Source organism: Alteromonas sp. D210916BOD_24 (assembly GCF_047159385.1).
Lineage (GTDB): Bacteria > Pseudomonadota > Gammaproteobacteria > Enterobacterales > Alteromonadaceae > Alteromonas.
Genome location: NZ_AP038333.1, coordinates 2,749,256 through 2,767,869 on the forward strand (window position 1 = coordinate 2,749,256; position 18,614 = coordinate 2,767,869).

Consider the following 18,614-nt stretch of genomic DNA (forward strand, 5'->3'; position numbering starts at 1 on the left):
TCCTTTTATTACTTCAACTGATTACAGTTAACAAAAGTTAATTTATTCTTGGCGTCAAATGTATCTATAAATATATGCCTCTTCAGTACCTTAATACTTTTAACTCGACTATGCCCACATATCACATAATCGACCCCACTGGGTTCTCTCGTAACTACTTTAGTCCCTAGAGGTCTAGACCATAGAATATCTAAAACTTCATTAGTATGTGGTGCGCTTGATTTTTCTTCAGGCCAAGTTTTAGGTGGAAATGCGTGTGCTATTCCAACACTAGCACCATCAGATTCTATTGTTATGGTTAGTGGTTGATTTTCCAAAATTATATCACAAAAATTCGTGACTTTTCTTTGATGATTTTTAAGCCAAGCATTCCCCATACCTTCCGTAATTAGCAAGTCAGCGCCTCTCTCGGCTAAGTGGTACTCATGGTTTCCAATTACGGAAAAAAACCAAGGTTCTTTTAGCAACATTAAGCATTTTTCAGAGTCTGGACCTCGGTCAATCAAGTCCCCTGTAGCAAAGAGCCTGTCTGTTTTAAAGTTAAAATTGATTTCTTTTAATTGGTGCATAAGTTGTTTGTATTGACCATGTATATCACCAACAACATAATCACTACCTAACTTATTTTTTTTAAAAACTTTATTGTATTTAAGCTTTCTCATACTCACCTATGTAGATATTATTGACTTAATAAACTTCGGATAGCGGTGTTCAATACTAATAAACTTTTGTTTATTTATGATCGCCAGAATCTTTTAATTAATTCTGGCTAGCTTATTCATACCAATGCTTAGTTAAATTGCTTTAACGACTAGTGCTACAGAATAACCAAAGGGGAATAAGTGAGAAAACAAAGTGACACTAAAGGTATTAATACCAAAACTGTAGAACAGTTTGGTGATACCCATTATGTTGAAGAATTTGAAATAGATACTTCTAACATTTCAAATAGTCGACTTTCAATAATTAGAAACTCGATCGAAGAGCGGTTATTTAAATTGTGTATAAACCCCTACAGAAGTATCCGAGCTAAATCCCTTATCTTTATTTGGCGCTGTGGGCTTTTAAAAGGAAGGCAATCAGAGAATAACAACGAGTTTACGGCTAAGTTTATGGCCTTAGACCCCGTTGAAAAGCAATCACTGTTAGCTCAAACATCACACTCTCAACTTGTTTGTGTTTTTAGTTTAAGCGCCGACACTACTCTATCTGATTTGCTATCTCATTGTTCAGAGCGAGCAGCTAATTTGATACTGGCAGACATTCTCCACGGCCGACTTAATAATAATATTGACACAGTCGAATGCGCTAAGCACCAAGCTGCACTTATAAAGCGAATCGAGCAGCTTTCTTTATGAACTGGGTATCAACAACATAGCTTTTTCTCAGAGCAGACTTGCTCTGAGGGTTATCTATAGATTTTCAATCTCTTACGTTCAAACATACAAACTAGCCTAGAACTAAGTATTTAACTATTGAAAAGCATAATAATTATCTGAACTAGTGCCAATTTCTGGCGACCAAGACAACTATAAGCTCCCATATACTCGTCGTGATTTTAAAGAGGAGTTGAAAATGAAATCACTAAAGCAAATTATCACGATTAGTCTTGCGGCTTTAACATTAACTGCATGTTCAGGAGACGATCAAGGAGAAGTATCTGTGGATATTTCAGATCGTATCTCAGGTGGTGGCTCAAGTAATGGTGGCCCTACTGCTAATATTTCTGGCAGCTTTAAAAACGCTCACGAAACCGGCGTATTCTTTTCAGCTGAATCACTAGGCTATCTGCGAGATGAATATATGGGGATCAACTCATACGATTGCCAAAGTAGCTATGCTGATCACTACTATGAAACTGAGAACACGCTAATATATGGTAACCCCAACTTACCAGAAAGTGATTTTCAACATGCTGCCAATTGGATAGAAAACAACTTTTCTACGGCATTAAACGCGATGGGTATTACTAAAGATGAATACTTTTCTTTGCGCGGAAATGTCCGTTTAGCAGCACTAGACTCCTTACAATTCCAGCTTTACGCTTTGGATAAGGGAGAGAATTACGGAACATTTATGATCCCTGAACAATATGGTTCAAGTGGCTATATGACATCTGAAGAGCGCACAAAATGGAGCTATGAAGCTATTTATAAAGCAACATCTGCCGATGTCGTAGAAACGCTATTATCAGAACCAAACGGGCCGAGATTTACAGCAGAAAACCAAATTCTAGTAGAAGATAAATTGTATGTTTGTCTGCATGAAAAAGACTCCCCTTGGGGTTGGGGGGAAGGCCATAGTTTAGGTGTAAATATTGGTGCGGCCTCAGTCTATACTCCAAATCAGGTAGAGCAACTCATTAGACACGAGTTAATTCACACCATTCAACATGCGTTAGCTGGTTTTGTTGATTGGCTACCCACACCACGATGGTTCTCAGAAGGACAAGCGGTTTATTTAAGTGGGATGGAGGTCGCTCATAAATCAAAACACAGTGAATATGAGCCAACATCAGTAGTTACTTTCTGGGACGAATACGGTGACCCTTCTGATGCTTACAAGCACTATGGACTAGCCTATCAATACTTAGTTGAAGCTAACGGTCACGATAAGTTAATCAATATGATGAAGCAGTTAAAAGGTACATCAAACTGGCGTTTGCAATGGAATATACCTGAGCAGCAAAAATACGTTGAGGTATTTGACTCACTCAACATGCTAAAAGCAGATGGCACATCTCTTACAGTTGAAGATTACAGATTGAACTATCAATCTATTATGTCAGATTACGCCAGCAATTAACTCGCTGAACTTATTACCTAGTTATGCTGCGACCTAACTATAGGTCGCACCTTTATCGATTCAAAAAAGCGTACACTTTGTTGTAAAGAAATGAATTAGTAGTGTTACACAGTAAGTGTAGTAGACAAGCTTCTGCCAATAGTTGTTTGATAGAAAGCACTAACTTAAACAGACGTGAGCTCGCATAAGAGTCCTAACGCGTTAAAGTTGAGCTACTTTCCACAATATCGAATAGAAAAATCAGCTAAACCAAAGGGTTTCGTAAATTTTTTTACACCGTATAATAACCTTTGATAGGTTGTCCCCATAGTTTAACAGGATAAAACAAGAGCCTCCTAAGCTTTAGATCTGCGTTCGAGTCGCGGTGGGGACGCCAAATATCACTTTAAATGAAATCTGCTGTTTTTCCCGTTTATTAACGGTGATTACGGCATTTATCGCATCACACATTGCGCTGACAATAGCCAAGCCTAGTCCAAAATGCTCTTCGGAACTACGAGACGCATCTTTCTGCCACAACGGTTCAAACATGTGCTCAATATCACTGTCATCTACTTCACCATTCAGTGTATTGGTAATTTCGAAATAAATCTGTGAAGCAGACTCAACTCCAATACATACGCTAATTTCTGCGTCCTGCTGACCGTGCTTGATGGCATTGTCTATTAGATTGCTAATTATCGATTCAACCGCAACTTGATTACTGAGTATCGTTACTTTGCCATTGGCATTATTTAATAAGCTGATATTCGCCGCATTTTTGTTGTTTATGATTTGGTTAGACAACAGCCATAAATCGACTTCATCCTCTAGATCGAGTTTTTTGAAGCTGTATTTCTGGAACAACATCAAACCCGAAATGATATTTTTCATTCTTGTGCCAATTTGAAGCACATTTGGTTTAAAACCTTTCTCAAGTCTCTCATCACCAGGGAACTTCAATGCCACCTCTGTCATATTAATCAGTTCCGCAACAGGCGTTTTAAGTTCGTGTGCGATATCAGACGTCAGTCTTTTTTCTCTTAAATAGAGAGAGTAATTGTCTTTGATAAAGTGATTGAGGCTCTGGGCGATAGGTGTCAGTTCTTCGACATCAGTGTTAAATTCCTCACGCTGATGATGATCAGTAAAACGCAGCCCTTTGATTTTGGCATTAAGTTCATCAAGTGGTGCCAAAGCATACGAGACCGTATTGCGTACCGCAAAGCGCACTGCCAGAGGAACAACGATTAGTGCGAAGACAAAAGCAGCATCGATAAACCACAACGTATAATTTAACTGCTCTAGCGACGTAGCATAAGCGATAATCATGGGAGTCCGCTTATCTTCTCCCTTTATCTGGAAATATTCTTCCCTATCGTCAGAATCTATTTGGGGGAGAAACTTAGAATACAAAACGCGCCCAGAACGACCATCGGGTAATGTTACATCCATCAATACAGATTCGTTTAAGGCAATGTCTTTATAGGGCAACGCCTTCACAGTATAAAAATCTAAGGTATCAGATTTTTCAAAGACGTCGTTATCTACCCACAGTTGATAATATTCTGGTGACGACGTGCCTTCAAACTCAGGTAAGTATTCTCCCGCAAATTCAAATTCAATCCCTTCAACTTCTTCGTTGACTAAACTTTGCAGCATGCCCACTTTAGCTTTCATGCCTTGATTAAATTCACTTTCTACCCAAGAATCAACGCCAATGTCTGCCGCGAGTAATACCGTAATCACTAATAGAGAAATTATTATGGACAGTCTTTTGGTAAGTGTTTTACGAATTGATTTCATCAGGCCCTGTAACCATGTAGCCAAAACCCCGTTTACTTTTAATGGGTAATGTTGCTCCGAACTCCCTTACTTTTTTCCGTGCTGATGAAAGGTGAGCCTCAATCGCATTTTTTGAAATATGATCAAAACTACCCGCGATAAACTCACTTAGCTTTTCAGATGTCACCACCTTGTCTCGATTCAAAAACATACACTCTACAATTTTATATTCATTAGGGGTCAACGCGATGTTGTGAGAAAGGTAGTTAAAAGTTTTGGTTTGTAAATTTAATCTAAAATCGCTAATTGTAATTTCGTCACTGGCGTAATTGGCGACGCCTCTTCTCATAAGACACACTAACCTTGCACACAACTCGTCAAAGGAAAACGGCTTAGTCAAATAATCATCGGCTCCCGCCAATATACCTTCAACTTTGTCTTCTGATTCTGAACGCGCTGATAAAATAAGGACTCTGGTCTCCAAATTCCGCTTTCTCAATGCGCGTAATAGCGCTAGTCCGTCAAGCTCAGGTAACATCATATCCAGTATGATAATGTCGTAGCTTCCTAACAAGGCCATACTCAGGCCATCTGTCCCTGTTTCTGCCACATCCACCGAATAGCCAAGTTTTTCTAAACCTATACTCAAACTATTTCGCAATGAAGCGGAATCCTCGATGAAAAGTACTCTCATAAACTCAACCCAATGACTGACGCAAAGCAAAATACACATTTTTTCTTAAGGTTAGCTTAGGATAGGGCAATTATCACAAGTTAAAACTCATATTTTGCTTTTAAAAATGAACGACTTCCGCAATCCAAGTTAAAATACTGGCCCAACATTGTCTTTTTATAAATAGCATGTAGTTGTAAAAAGCGCCCCTCTTCGCTAGTTGAAAAGGGCGTTAAGCCCCCTGATTCCTCGGACATTTTTGGAGGTAGGCTGATTTACTTTCTTTTTCATTACGCAAAATAAATGAAAGGTACCTCCCCAAAGTTATTCTTAAGGGTGATTTAAGGTTGGATTGCTATCTTGTGCCAAAAGCAGTACACAAGAGACCTTACCGTGACTTTTCATCCCGCATTAAATTTAAAACCGACACCTGCGCAGTTTATCGTACTTGCCTCATTAGTCATTACAGCAGTTTTTAATTTCCCTTTCATGTCATCGGTTTATCAAATTGTTTCTCCCACGTCATTAGGTGAATGGGTGTTCCTTTTGTCTGTGCCTGTTGTTCTCACCCTGATAAATATCATTTTTCTCAGTCTATTTGGCGCATTCTTTTTTCCTCGATTAACCGTTGCACTTACCTTATTGATTAGTGCTTCATTGCTATATGCGTCCTACGCCTACGGAGTGATATTCGATAAAAGCATGATCCAAAACATCATGGAGACAAACTCTGGAGAGGCATTTTCATATCTGAATTCGTCACTGTTAGTATTTTTCATACTATTGGGCTTAGTTCCCGTTGTTGCCGTGTTCAATCAAGAAATAAACGGAAAGTTCACCTCCCGAATCAAGAGTTTACTCACGCTGAACATCTTGGCTGTACTCGCGCTTGCCTTGATTGGGACTACACTTTACAAAGACTATGCTTCGGTAGGTAGAAATAACAAAGGCCTGACCAAATATATCATCCCCTACGCATTCTACGACGCAGGCTATAAATATTTACGAGATACCTATTTTTATCCTCCCCTGCCTTTTAAGGTACTCGATACAGCACCTACTATTATTTCCAGTCATCTCGATACCCCTCGAACGACCGTGGTCGTAGTGGGCGAAACAGCTCGAGCAGACAAATTTGCCATTAATGGGTATAACCGACCTACAACGCCTTATATACAATCCTCTGGGGCAGTCAGTTTTAACAACGTCTTTTCTTGTGGCACTGCAACAGCAGTATCAGTTCCCTGTATGTTTTCACGCCTCGACAGACGTGATTACAACCCACGAATTGCGGACAGTCAGGACAACGTGCTTGATATAATCCGCCGTTCTGGCGTAGAAGTGACATGGATTGATAATAACAGTAGCTGCAAGGGGGTGTGTAAACGTATTGACACGATTGAATACGACCCTTCTCGAGATCCTACCCTTTGTGATGGTGACTATTGCTATGATGAAGTACTGCTCGATTTACTCAAGACAACAGTATCCAAAGACTCAAAACGACACTCGGTGATTGTGTTACACATGATAGGCTCCCACGGTCCTACTTACTATCGACGATACCCAAAAGCGTTTGCACGTTTTCTGCCCGACTGCCCCAGAAGTGATATTCAGAACTGTGACGAAAAAGCGCTTACCAATACCTACGACAATACCATTTTGTATACCGACTATGTATTGGGACAAATCATCGACTTTCTCAGCGACGTACCCAATTCAGCTATGCTTTATATTTCCGATCATGGTGAATCTCTGGGGGAAAAAGGACTTTATTTACACGGTTTCCCCTATCAGATAGCGCCGAATGAACAAACTCATGTGCCGATGATCTATTGGGACACAAAATTAAGAGAACCTAATTATCACACGTGTGTAACCCAATTAACCCATGACCCTTTATCTCAAGACAATGTCTATGACACGCTGCTAGGTTTAACGAAAGTATCTAGCAGTACCTACCAATCAACTAAGGATGTATTTTTACCATGCGCTCCGTAAACCAAGTTGAGACTGCTGTACATTTTGAACCATCTAGTAAACCCACAGGATTACGTCGTCTCTTATTAGCCTTTAAGAATTCCTATCGAGCGTTGACCTGGCTAATTAAAAATGAAACGGCGTTCAGGCAAGAATTAGTTGTTACTGTGATAGCCATTGCAGTACTGTGTGTGTGGTCTATTCCCACTTTGGAAAAAGCATTACTTTTTTCTTCGGTACTTTTTATCTTATTTGCTGAAATTATTAACACGGCTATCGAAGCGACAATTGACCGCATTGGTACAGAAATCCATCCACTTTCAGGCTTAGCGAAAGATTTAGGCTCAGCGGGAGTATTACTGGCCACATTTATCTCAAGCATATTGTGGTTAGCGGTTTTCATCGGGTCACGTTAAGTGACCTTTTTTCAGCGTTCTATTGATCTTTTAGGCGTCTCTTAATAGCGTTAATTAGTAATAAGATTACATACCTTTCAATTGCTTTCTTCTATTTCAACTTATAGTTATTTACTTTTGCGTAACTAAATGCTGTATTTCAGCGAAAAAACAGCCCCCTAAAGCATTAAAAAACAGCCCATTTTAGACATAGGGAAAAAATTATACGAAAGTATAAGAACAGGTTCCCCCCCCTCAAACCATAACTAAAAACAAAATAATTACAAATATAATCATATAGTTAAAATAATGACAATATTGATAACAGTTACGAGACTGGGTTATCACCAATATAGTATTCACTTTCATACTTTATCTATGATTAGAGGATGTGATTGAATAACGTTGAAGTATGCTTGAAGTTTCAATAGCGTACCTTCCTGTGTGGCATGCTTTGCGATAAGTTTTCCATTAAGTGTTTGTTGTAATGCGACACACAGTTCAATAAAAAATAAAAATGTTGATGTTGTTGTTCTTTTTTGAGCAACAGATTTAGGGAAACTTGGAATAAAATAATGAAAAAACGTTTACTCTCTATAGCGCTACTTTCGACGTTGTCTGCTTCTTCTTTTGCAGCCAACACCACATTTCAGGCGACGGTAAATGCCATCTCTGACGCCGCCATTGCGCAAACTGCAGCACTTCACTTTGGTGCCATGCAACCTACTTTTGGTTCGCAGTGTACAATGGACAACACCGGCGCCGTGTCAGGTGCATGTGACGCGGCTAACGCTAATATTGCCATTGGTCTTATCACTGTATCAGGACTTATTGCTAACGTACCACTTAACGTTACGGTAACAGGTGCACCTGGTACAAACGTTGATTTTGACGCTCAATTTGACGTAAACAACGCTGCCGCTACACACGACGGTATAGCTGATGGTACTGTTACTGCCGTCACTACCAATGCATCGGGCGACGACTTAACTATTGACGTTTACGGGCTAATGGAAGTAACCACTGCATTAAACCCAGGCGACTCATATACCGCCGACTACACAGTGGACGTGTCTTTCCAGTAATGTGAACACAATGGGTGCGATATCGCACCCATTATCTTTGAACAAGTCACAGAGCCCCCTATGCCAAGTAGTATCGCGCGTTTTATTTTTGTTTGCTCAATCTTTCTTTTTATCATTTGTTCGCCGGCCAGTGCTAATGTCGCGCTATCTAAATTTAGAATTTTTTTTGATGCTCATGATCGTTCTAACTCACTACAGTTGAGAAACACCGGTGCGGTAGACGTAAAATACACGGCTGAGATTGCATTGAATGCGATGACCGAAGACGGCGCAGTTTATGCCATAAGTGAAGATCCTTTTGACGCATCGGCGTTTTTGCGCTTTTCACCCAAGCGAGGTGTTATTCAACCTGGTGAACGTCAGGCCATTCGGTTTGCACTTAGAAAGCCTGCGGGATTAGCCGACGGGGAGTACCGCGCAGTTATCAGGCTCACCACCGAACTCGCGCCTACCACAGGCGGAAACGTCAACCTTGCCAGTAAACTTGCTTACAATGTTCCCATTATCGTTCGTCACGGTGAGTTAGTTGCTGAGTCCACATTAGAGTCACCTACAACGGTAATACACAATGGAATGCCAGCTATCCAGGTTTGGCAAACTCGCCATGGCAACCGTTCACTGTATGGCAATTTTATCGTTCAGACTCTTGATGGTGAAGAGCTCGGTGTGTTGAATAATGTAGCAGCATATCGCCCTCTTGAACGTCGCAAAGTCCTTATCCCCCTTCAAAAAGTAGTCAAAGGACCGGTCACCATTAACTATATTGAAGATGAGAAATTCGGCGGAAATATTGAACTGTCGATAGAACATATTATCCAGTAATGCCTTTTTACATATGAATTTATGGGCGTTGGCTTTTTGCTGTTTTGTACTGTCGATGGTGGCGAGAGCAGAACAATGCGAAATTCCAGCTACATTTAAAAAAGTCGAGCTAAATGAAGACGATGTCCTAATCAGCGTGCTTCGCTCAAATGGACGCCCTGTTTGGGATGGCTTCGATCTTTATGAAGTAGACGGCAGCTTACTGATACCCGCTTCATTACTTATTGATGCCATGTCGCTTCCTTGGTCTATAAATATTCCAGAAGCGACAATCTCTTGGGATGCACAAACCAGCGATACGTTTTGCACTTTTCAGTTAAATTTATCTGATAACACGACTGAAAAGGGATTAATGTGGGCAAGAGATGACTTTGATCTCTATATCGATGTGGCGCTTATTCCCAGTCTGTTACCGATTGAGTACAGTTTTGACCATTCCCTACTGCACCTAAATTTTTCGAGCACAGCTCTCGACAATCACCTGTTTACGCCCCAAAAACTCACCATTCCTCAATATTACTCTCGTGAAAACACTATTGCAGACCGCGTTATTGAAGATCAATACCAGTGGTACACCTCCCCATTGGTAAGCTACCGCTTGACTGCCAGTGACACACATTCACAGGCCGAGCGCACCAGTCTAAATATCAATTCCTCTTTTGATTTTGCTCAACACGCCACCAATTTACGGGTAAGTCGCGTGAATGATAACAGCCTTCATTTTTTAAGGTTTTCCAGAGATATAGAAGCGCTAAAACTAGGAACATTCGCACAAGCGATACACTATGAAGTGGGCGACATTCAATTACTTGGTGACAACCTTATAACTTCACCCGGGCAATCTCTGGGCGTCATTGTACAAAATGGTGACACCCAAAATAGACGTAATTTCTCACAGACCACCATTGAAGAATTTGTGCTACCGGGCTGGCGTGTCCAACTGTTTCGCAATGGTCAATTTATCGAAGAGAAATTCAGTGACGAGCAAAATAAAGTCCTTTTTGAAGAGGTAGACACCTTCTACGGCATCAACTTGTTTGAGATAAAGCTCTACGGCCCCGAGGGACAGCAAGAAACTCGAACCCAAACTGTCAGTGTGGGAAACGACCAAATTCAACAAGGGCAGTTTGATTTCTTCTTTGGTTACAGCGATGCTCACTATAGACTGTTAGATGGCAGAGTCTCTCACTCTGGCCCCGGGCAATCATCTATTGCAAAACTCGGTTATGGGCTCACCGACTCCACAACGCTTTCAGCTAGTATTCAAAGACTTGAACTCGATGAGATTACGTCAAAATACTTTACCACCTCATTAGATACCCAGTTGTTAGGTTCTGCCATCAATGTATCAATTGCCAAGCAATCTGAGCGAGGGTTTGCAGCGTTTGTGGGCTTAAGCGGTAGGCTAGATGACAATTTAGCATTTAACTTGTCTCATCGGTACTTCGATGATTTTTCCAGTGAAAGGTTTAGTGATGCTTTGGGGTTGCAACATGAAACAATTGCCAGAGTAAATGGCCAATCATCACTCTGGGGGCAGTTTGGGTGGAATGTCAATTTGTCGCACAAGGCATTCATCAACAAAGAGGATCAAAGCACGGCTGCCGTTTCCATCAACGACAACTTATTAGGGGGCACCTTTTCTGGTGGAATAACAGCGTCTGCTAACGCCATTGATGCGTCGGTATTGGGACGACTCTATTATTCAAAATCCTTTAATGGGTGGCAGTTGGCCAGTGCCTGGACATTTGAACCTTCACACGCCCTTACCACTGATACATTCTACTTTGCATTGCGTTGGCCCTACTTGCTAGGTCAACACCGTGAAACCCGTCTGCAATACCGTGCCAATAGTGCTAAAAACATAGAGCTTCAGCATCAACACAACTGGGCTTTTGATACCTTTAATTTAGGCTTTGGAGCCACTTGGGCAGAAGGCGGAGATTGGTCGGTTAACCTCACCTTATCTGGTAACCTTCATTACAACCCTTACTCTCGCAGTATAGATTTTGACCGTGCAGCCAGTGCAACGGCTGGTCGTATTGATGCTTTTGCTTTCTTTGATATCAATAGAAATAAACACTTCGATGAACACGAACAGGTCATTGAAGGTGTAGGTTTTGAAGGTAATTCTATCTGGCGGCATGAATTCACCAATCACACAGGAGTGGCAAGATTAATTACTAACCATCCGGTGCAATCCCTTTCTATAACCCCCTCAACTTTACCCGACCCTTTTATGCGGGCAAGCGACAGACAAGTCGACATTGTTTCGCATAGTGGGGGAGTCAACCGCGTTGCACTTCCTGTAAGCGCCGTAAATGACGTTGAGGGCACTGTCTACTTGGTAGGTCATAATAATAGCCGCGGCGCCGCTAATCTTTTAATAAACATAGTCAATGAACACAATGAGACAGTGGCGCAAACACGTACAGAAAACGACGGCTACTTCTATATCAGTCAATTACCGCCCGGCGAATACGCGCTGAGCCTAGATGAAACATATCTCGCACGAAACCAGCTAGTCCTCAACGGATCGCAAATTACATTTAGCGCACCAGAATCTGGCGATGTAGTTTACCTCGATGATATCCAACTCATATTGCCTAACCATAGCACCACCTCTGAGCAGCACACTATGCCCTTAAAAGAAGTGAAGTTCGAAATTCAAATTGGCATATTCCGCCATGCCCGCTCCATTGCAGAGGTAATCAGGCACTTACCACTAGATTCGCTGTCTATTCAATACTATAGGAATCATGACTCTGCGATGACCTACGTCACCGTGGGTCGCTTCGCCACTTTAGGAGAGGCGAACGCAGTGCTTGCACAAATTAATACTCACCGAGCATTTAAACATGCCTTTGTTAGTCCAATTACACGCTACATAGGCTCGCAGTGGCGAATGCAGTCGGTTGCTGTTGATTTAAAAGAAAGAATTGCGCTATCGCACAGTGCACTTGAGCAGTCTACTAGTAAACAACTGTGCCAACTCTCTGCCTATTATGATTTATCTTCCGTCAATCCCGAAATTTTAACGGCACACCCTGAACTTTTATTGGTGGCTGACGATATTAAAAAACCTAATTTTTACCGCCTATTAGCCCCATTAGGTGATGACAATCGCTGTACCGACAACTACGTAGACAGCCGCTATCGACGATCACCATTTGTGGTCAACAAATCATCACTTAATTATTGAACTGCTAGGGGTTGTTGATCTTCGCTGTACAAACTTCGGTCTAGATGGAAGTGTTCTAATTGCGAAATAGGCCCTAGGAAGATGCTACTGAAAGTTAACGTTAATTGTATAACTGGCCTGATAGGACTGGCTTGCCTGGAGCAAACTCAGTACTTCTAAATTACCGTAGACCAATATATCAGTAGATTCTGTGCTTTGCATAATTAATGTGGACACCTTCTGATCACTATCATCATCGATAAGAGATACGCTATCAACAGTCATGGCGGGGTTAAAACGCAAAACCCCATCGTCGCTTCCCACAACTTCAATTTGGTAGGGTTGATTGATCATTAACCCAGAAATACTTATAACACCAACGGCAATATTAGCATCTGCAGTAGCACATTGCCCTGACACTGTCCCCGTGCCATCTAAATTACATGCTGCACCTGGGGTAACTGCAATTGTACCGAAATGCAATGAATTTGACTCGGTAATACTTGCTTCATTGTGCGCAACGACAACGGCCTGAAAAGAATTGGACGCACTGTAGGCTTGACTTGAAACCACGGATAAAACAAACAGAATGAACCTAAACTTCATATAGATAGTTATATATTATATGACACCATCAAAGTGTAGCGCAGATGTACTGTTTTGCCGAGAATTGGCGAGAATAGTTGATATAATTTAGGCTTACATCATTTATTATCCGTAAATAAGCCCCCATTTATACAAAAAGAATTTTACAAAGAACACCCTGTATGAGGAGAGTAGCATGCCATACGATAATAGCGATGAAGATATCGGTTCGTTCTTTGATGAAATGAAAGGTGTAAAACGTTTAGCAAGCGACGACACTGCTCAACTTCACGACCCCCAAAGTGCCCTTGAGAGAAAGAGGAAAATCGCCTCCGCACAGCGAAGTGTAAGAGAACAATTACTCAACCCATTGAGCTTAGAAGGAGTAAAACCGGTTGCACCTGACGATTTTATTACTTTTCAACAGCCCGGTATCCAAGATGGCGTGTTCAAAAAACTACGCTTGGGTAAATATCCATTAGAAAACAAAATATCGTTGAAGGGACTGACACTTAAAGACAGTAGTGATCGAATTTATCAATCAATTAGACGATCTCACGCGAATGGTGTGCGGGCGCTGTTGATCCAACACGGTACAGGGGTAAACAGCCAACCATTTCCAGCGCTCAAGAAAAGCTACGTCAACCACTGGTTACGTGAGCTGGATGAAGTTATCGCTTTTCATACTGCGCAACCTCTACACGGCGGGTTGGGTGCAACGTATGTTTTATTGAAAAAGCATCCAAATCAGAAATTAATCAACAGAGAAAATAATAGAAAACGATAGTGGGGAATGAGTAACGCCCGTATTAGAGGACTAAATACGGGCGTTAGAATTATTCTTTCAGACTACTTAACTGAAGACTGCACACTTAGCATTGATGGAGCTTCGGCCGATTTCGCTGAAGAGCTAAATACAGCAGTTACAAACATAAGCACTACGACGATAGCAACACCGGTTAAGCCAAACCCTTTTGAAGAACGATTCATTGGTCGTCTCTTATTATTCAAACCAGCATAGGTCTTCACTACTCACTGGTACCACCCTAACTCTACTCCTGTAACCTATCCGCATTCCATGCTTGCACTACAATAGATCAGTGACAATCTGATGACAAGAGTAAAAATCAAATTTTTGACGGTTTACCAAAGGTTTGGCGCAAAATTTTGACAATTCTGCGCAAATGAAATGCTTTGGGCGAATCAAACGGCTTTTACTTGTGGTTCTTCTTAGAAAAAATCCACAGCAAAGCCGATTTGATCATTTATTGCGCACTAACCCACGAATTTACGCGCATTTCTAAAGATTCGCATCCACGCCCCGTCTTCTTGCCAGTCATCGGGCCGCCAAGAATTGGCAACGGCTCTGAATACGCGTTCGGGGTGTGGCATCATTATAGTGCTACGCCCATCTAGTGAAGTTAGCCCCGTGATCCCCTGAGGTGATCCATTAGGGTTTGCTGGGTATTGCATGGTTGGCTTGCCGTAGTTGTCGACGTAACGCATCGCCACCTGCGCACTTACTTGTGACAGCGCATTGTCGTTGGCAAATTCAGCCTGACCTTCACCGTGCGATACCGCGATTGGCATACGAGAACCTGCCATACCGTCCAGCAACACTGACGTAGACTCCATAACTTCAACCATCGCCACACGGGCTTCAAAGCGCGCTGACTGGTTAGTCACAAAGTGTGGCCAGTGCTCAGTGCCCGGAATCAATGATTTAAGGTTGGATAGCATCTGACAGCCGTTACATACCCCTAAGCTGAAGGTGTCGTTGCGATTAAAGAAGCCTTCAAACTGATCGCGAGCCATGCTGTTAAACAATATAGATTTCGCCCAGCCTTCACCTGCACCCAATACGTCACCGTATGAGAAACCACCACAAGCAGCAAGACCTGCAAACTGTTCAAGGGTAATGCGACCCGCTAATACATCACTCATGTGCACGTCGATAGCGTCAAAGCCCGCGCGAGTAAATGCAGCCGCCATTTCAAGATGCGAGTTAACGCCCTGCTCTCTTAAAATCGCCACTTTTGGCTTAACGCCTTTAGCGATATATGGCGCAGCAATGTCTTCGTTAACATCGTATGACAATGCAGCATGCAAACCAGGATCTGCAGCATCTTGCTTTGCAGCATGTTCTTGTTCTGCGCACTCAGGGTTGTCACGAAGCCTTTGCATTTCAAACGTAGTTTGTGCCCATGTAGTACGCATGGAAACCCGACTATCAGCAAGCACCGCTACCCCGTTGCGGTTGAACTCAATCATATCGGTACTATTCAGCGAACCGATATCATGGGTCAGTTCTGTCAAGCCAAATTCAGCCAACACGGTATTAACCGCGTCCATATCGCTTTCAAGCACTTGAATTACGCCACCCAGTTCTTCATTGAACAACACGGCGATATCGTTGCCTTTCAGGCTATCAAGATTAACACTTACCCCTGTTTTACCCGCAAAGGCCATTTCAGCGACTGTGGTAAACAGGCCACCGTCTGAGCGGTCGTGGTAAGCACAAACCAAGCCTTTTTCGATAAGCGCTTGCATGGCGTCAAAGAAGCCTTTAAGCCGCGTAGCAGAAACCACATCAGCAGGGCTATCTCCAAGCTGAGAATAAACTTGCGCCAAACAGCTACCACCTAAACGGTTTTTGCCTTCGCCTAGATCGAGCAGTAATAAGCGACTGGCACCTTTATCAGTGCGAAGCTGAGGCGTCACCGTTTTGCGGATGTCTTTTACTGCACCAAACGCTGAAATAACTAAAGATAACGGTGAAGTGACCGCTTTATCTTCACCGTTTTCATTCCATGCGGTTTTCATCGACATCGAATCTTTACCCACAGGAATGGTTAAACCAAGTTCTGGACAAAGCTCTTCACCCACCGCTTTTACGGCTTCATAAAGACCCGCGTCTTCACCTGGGTGACCGGCAGCTGCCATCCAGTTCGCAGACAGTTTAATGCGTTTGATATCGCCGATGTTTGCTGCGGCAATATTGGTTAATGCTTCACCTACCGCTAAGCGTGCAGATGCACCGTGTGATAGCAAAGCCAATGGCGTACGTTCACCCATTGACATAGCTTCACCGTGATAGGTGTCAAACGCGGTTGCGGTTACCGCCACATCTGCCACAGGTACTTGCCACGGCCCTACCATTTGGTCACGACTGACAAGGCCGGTTACCGAGCGGTCGCCAATGGTGATAAGGAAGGTTTTCTCTGCCACTGTAGGCAAGGATAAAATACGATTTGCTGCATCGCTTAAGGTAATGCCTGCCTCGTCTAGTGCTGGTGAGTTTACCTTTGTCGAGCTTACTTCGCGGTGCATTTTAGGCGGCTTGCCTAAAAGTACATCAAGGGGCATATCAATAGGCTTGTTGTTAAACTGGCTGTCGTTTAGGTTTAGGTGCTGCTCGGCAGTCGCTTCACCTACTACGGCAAACGGCGCGCGTTCACGGGCACAAATCGCTTCAAATACCGGCATGTTTTCTGGTGCGACAGATAAAACATAACGCTCTTGCGATTCGTTACACCATAACTCTAATGGTGTCATACCAGGCTCGTCAGACAAGACTTTTCTAAGCTCAAAGTTACCGCCGCGGCCGCCGTCATTAACAAGCTCAGGCAGTGCGTTTGAAAGACCACCCGCGCCCACATCGTGGATGAACTGAATTGGGTTGTTATCGCCTAGCTGCCAACATGCATCAATCACTTCCTGACAGCGACGTTCCATTTCCGGGTTGTCACGCTGAACTGAGGCAAAATCTAAATCTTCGTTTGACTGGCCAGACGCCATGGATGACGCTGCACCGCCACCAAGCCCGATGTTCATCGCAGGACCACCAAGCACGATAAGCTTAGCGCCAACGGTAATTTCGCCCTTTTCGATGTGTTCGCGACGAATGTTGCCTAAACCACCCGCTAGCATGATCGGCTTGTGGTAACCGCGTACTTCTACACCGTTGAAGCTATTTACTTCTTGTTCAAACGTACGGAAATAACCCAGTAACGCAGGGCGACCAAACTCGTTGTTAAACGCTGCACCACCCAGTGGACCTTCAAGCATAATATCAAGGGCACTTACAATGCGTTGTGGCTTGCCATAATCGGCTTCCCATGGTTGCTCAGCACCGGGAATACGCAAATTAGACACGGTGAAGCCCACTAACCCCGCTTTAGGCTTAGAGCCTCGCCCGGTAGCACCTTCATCGCGAATTTCACCGCCAGAACCTGTCGCGGCACCGGGGAAAGGTGAAATAGCGGTTGGGTGGTTATGGGTTTCTACCTTCATCAAAATATCAATATTTTCATGGTGGTATTCATATTGGTGTGACTGAGGGTTGGGGAAGAAGCGCCCAGCTTCCCATCCTTCCATTACTGCTGCGTTATCTTTGTAGGCTGAATACACATGATCAGGTAACAATTCATAGGTGTTTTTGATCATTTTAAACAGCGACTTTTCTTGCGCTTCACCGTCGATAGTCCAGCTTGCGTTGAAAATCTTGTGGCGGCAGTGTTCAGAGTTTGCTTGCGCAAACATATAAAGCTCTACATCAGTAGGGTTTCTGCCTAGCTTTGTAAAGCTATCAAATAAGTAATCAATCTCATCATCGGCCAACGCAAGGCCCAACGACACATTCGCATTAACCAGTGCGTCTTTGCCTTCAGCTAATACATCTACACTAGTGAACGTATTCGCTTCGGTGTGTGCAAACAGCACAGCGGCATCATCTGTATGCGTAAAAACAGACTCCGTCATTCTGTCGTGGAGGTAGCTTGCTACTACGGCAAAGTCGTCATCGTTCAATGCGGTTTCTGTTTCTATGTAGAAAGCACAACCGCGCTCTATGCGATTGATATTTTTTAGACTACAGTTGTGGGCGATGTCGGTGGCTTTTGAAGACCAGGGGGAAATGGTGCCGGGGCGAGGAGTGATAAGGAAGAGGGTTCCAGAGGGGGTTTGTGCTTGCCTCGCGGGGCCGTAAGTGAGCAGCTTCTCGAGTATCTCTATTTGCTGCTTAGACAAGTCACCTTTGGAATCGACTAGGTGAACATATTCGCTATAAAGGTTTTTAACCTTAACGCCGGATTGACCCAGCTTTGCAATCAGTTTAGTTTGGTTAAACTCTGATAGTGCAGGAGCGCCTCGAAGGACCAACATATTGATTTACCTGGTTTGTTAGAAACAACGACCACCAATGCGACGCGTTGCCTCTTGGATTGATGAGTATTTCGGCGCGGATTATAGAGGAATTATGCGCAGTAAGTAACCTCATAACGCGCATACATGAAGTTTTTTTTAAACTTAGACAGTTTAATGAC

The 18,614-nt window shown here is 43.0% G+C and carries 14 protein-coding genes and 1 tRNA gene; 9 read left to right on the forward strand and 6 right to left on the reverse strand.

Annotation, left to right across the window (positions count from 1 at the left end):
* Positions 1–8 precede the first annotated feature (8 nt).
* A complete protein-coding gene (locus ACMCM8_RS12000; RefSeq protein WP_412722852.1) occupies positions 9–662 on the reverse strand; it encodes a metallophosphoesterase in 654 nt (217 codons plus the stop codon).
* Between the two features lie 180 nt (positions 663–842).
* Here ACMCM8_RS12000 and ACMCM8_RS12005 point away from each other — a divergent pair, with 180 nt between their 5' ends.
* The 3 genes from ACMCM8_RS12005 to ACMCM8_RS12015 all read left to right on the forward strand — a co-directional run bounded on the left by ACMCM8_RS12005 (position 843) and on the right by ACMCM8_RS12015 (position 3,181).
* Complete coding sequence (locus ACMCM8_RS12005) at positions 843–1,358, forward strand: hypothetical protein (RefSeq protein ID WP_412722853.1); 516 nt, start codon at positions 843–845, stop codon at positions 1,356–1,358.
* 217 nt (positions 1,359–1,575) lie between these two features.
* Positions 1,576–2,805 carry a hypothetical protein gene (locus ACMCM8_RS12010; protein WP_412722854.1) on the forward strand — a complete coding sequence of 410 codons (1,230 nt, stop codon included), beginning with the start codon at positions 1,576–1,578 and terminating at the stop codon, positions 2,803–2,805.
* 300 nt (positions 2,806–3,105) lie between these two features.
* Positions 3,106–3,181, forward strand: a tRNA-Arg gene (locus ACMCM8_RS12015).
* On the opposite strand, the gene ACMCM8_RS12020 is transcribed toward ACMCM8_RS12015, so the two are convergent.
* Together ACMCM8_RS12020 and ACMCM8_RS12025 are read right to left on the reverse strand one after the other, a co-directional pair.
* Complete coding sequence (locus ACMCM8_RS12020) at positions 3,148–4,590, reverse strand: sensor histidine kinase (RefSeq protein WP_412722855.1); 1,443 nt, start codon at positions 4,588–4,590, stop codon at positions 3,148–3,150. The genes ACMCM8_RS12015 and ACMCM8_RS12020 overlap by 34 nt on opposite strands.
* Positions 4,574–5,263 (reverse strand): response regulator transcription factor, encoded by a 690-nt coding sequence (locus ACMCM8_RS12025; RefSeq protein WP_412722856.1) that lies wholly within the window; start codon positions 5,261–5,263, stop codon positions 4,574–4,576. Before ACMCM8_RS12025 ends, ACMCM8_RS12020 begins: the two co-directional genes overlap by 17 nt.
* A 372-nt stretch (positions 5,264–5,635) precedes the next feature.
* Here ACMCM8_RS12025 and ACMCM8_RS12030 point away from each other — a divergent pair, with 372 nt between their 5' ends.
* The 5 genes from ACMCM8_RS12030 to ACMCM8_RS12050 all read left to right on the forward strand — a co-directional run bounded on the left by ACMCM8_RS12030 (position 5,636) and on the right by ACMCM8_RS12050 (position 12,726).
* Positions 5,636–7,243 (forward strand): phosphoethanolamine transferase, encoded by a 1,608-nt coding sequence (locus tag ACMCM8_RS12030; protein WP_412722857.1) that lies wholly within the window; start codon positions 5,636–5,638, stop codon positions 7,241–7,243.
* Complete coding sequence (locus tag ACMCM8_RS12035; protein WP_412722858.1) at positions 7,231–7,638, forward strand: diacylglycerol kinase; 408 nt, start codon at positions 7,231–7,233, stop codon at positions 7,636–7,638. The genes ACMCM8_RS12030 and ACMCM8_RS12035 overlap by 13 nt, the downstream gene beginning before the upstream one ends.
* 554 nt (positions 7,639–8,192) lie before the next feature.
* On the forward strand, positions 8,193–8,702 hold the full coding sequence (locus tag ACMCM8_RS12040; RefSeq protein WP_412722859.1) for a hypothetical protein: 510 nt from the start codon (positions 8,193–8,195) through the stop codon (positions 8,700–8,702).
* A 60-nt stretch (positions 8,703–8,762) separates the two neighbouring features.
* On the forward strand, positions 8,763–9,524 hold the full coding sequence (locus tag ACMCM8_RS12045) for a hypothetical protein (protein ID WP_412722860.1): 762 nt from the start codon (positions 8,763–8,765) through the stop codon (positions 9,522–9,524).
* Between the two features lie 13 nt (positions 9,525–9,537).
* A complete protein-coding gene (locus tag ACMCM8_RS12050) occupies positions 9,538–12,726 on the forward strand; it encodes a hypothetical protein (protein WP_412722861.1) in 3,189 nt (1,062 codons plus the stop codon).
* Between the two features lie 84 nt (positions 12,727–12,810).
* Here the strand turns inward: ACMCM8_RS12050 and ACMCM8_RS12055 are convergent, their stop codons facing one another.
* Complete coding sequence (locus ACMCM8_RS12055; protein ID WP_412722862.1) at positions 12,811–13,278, reverse strand: DUF4402 domain-containing protein; 468 nt, start codon at positions 13,276–13,278, stop codon at positions 12,811–12,813.
* 208 nt (positions 13,279–13,486) lie between these two features.
* Between ACMCM8_RS12055 and smrA the strand changes: the two genes are divergently transcribed.
* Positions 13,487–14,077 carry a DNA endonuclease SmrA gene (gene smrA / locus ACMCM8_RS12060; protein ID WP_412722863.1) on the forward strand — a complete coding sequence of 197 codons (591 nt, stop codon included), beginning with the start codon at positions 13,487–13,489 and terminating at the stop codon, positions 14,075–14,077.
* 62 nt (positions 14,078–14,139) lie between these two features.
* Here the strand turns inward: smrA and ACMCM8_RS12065 are convergent, their stop codons facing one another.
* Together ACMCM8_RS12065 and purL are read right to left on the reverse strand one after the other, a co-directional pair.
* Positions 14,140–14,280: a hypothetical protein gene (locus ACMCM8_RS12065; RefSeq protein ID WP_412722864.1), complete on the reverse strand. Its 141-nt coding sequence runs from the start codon at positions 14,278–14,280 to the stop codon at positions 14,140–14,142.
* Between the two features lie 285 nt (positions 14,281–14,565).
* On the reverse strand, positions 14,566–18,453 hold the full coding sequence (gene purL, locus ACMCM8_RS12070; protein ID WP_412722865.1) for a phosphoribosylformylglycinamidine synthase: 3,888 nt from the start codon (positions 18,451–18,453) through the stop codon (positions 14,566–14,568).
* Positions 18,454–18,614: the final 161 nt, after the last annotated feature.

Coding starts and splice junctions, on each gene's coding strand:
- ACMCM8_RS12000 (WP_412722852.1), bottom strand. CDS start 662: ATGAGAAAGCTTAAATACAATAAAGTTTTTAAAAAAAATAAGTTAGGT.
- ACMCM8_RS12010 (WP_412722854.1), top strand. CDS start 1,576: ATGAAATCACTAAAGCAAATTATCACGATTAGTCTTGCGGCTTTAACA.
- ACMCM8_RS12020 (WP_412722855.1), bottom strand. CDS start 4,590: ATGAAATCAATTCGTAAAACACTTACCAAAAGACTGTCCATAATAATT.
- ACMCM8_RS12025 (WP_412722856.1), bottom strand. CDS start 5,263: ATGAGAGTACTTTTCATCGAGGATTCCGCTTCATTGCGAAATAGTTTG.
- ACMCM8_RS12035 (WP_412722858.1), top strand. CDS start 7,231: ATGCGCTCCGTAAACCAAGTTGAGACTGCTGTACATTTTGAACCATCT.
- ACMCM8_RS12040 (WP_412722859.1), top strand. CDS start 8,193: ATGAAAAAACGTTTACTCTCTATAGCGCTACTTTCGACGTTGTCTGCT.
- ACMCM8_RS12045 (WP_412722860.1), top strand. CDS start 8,763: ATGCCAAGTAGTATCGCGCGTTTTATTTTTGTTTGCTCAATCTTTCTT.
- ACMCM8_RS12050 (WP_412722861.1), top strand. CDS start 9,538: ATGAATTTATGGGCGTTGGCTTTTTGCTGTTTTGTACTGTCGATGGTG.
- smrA (WP_412722863.1), top strand. CDS start 13,487: ATGCCATACGATAATAGCGATGAAGATATCGGTTCGTTCTTTGATGAA.
- ACMCM8_RS12065 (WP_412722864.1), bottom strand. CDS start 14,280: ATGAATCGTTCTTCAAAAGGGTTTGGCTTAACCGGTGTTGCTATCGTC.
- purL (WP_412722865.1), bottom strand. CDS start 18,453: ATGTTGGTCCTTCGAGGCGCTCCTGCACTATCAGAGTTTAACCAAACT.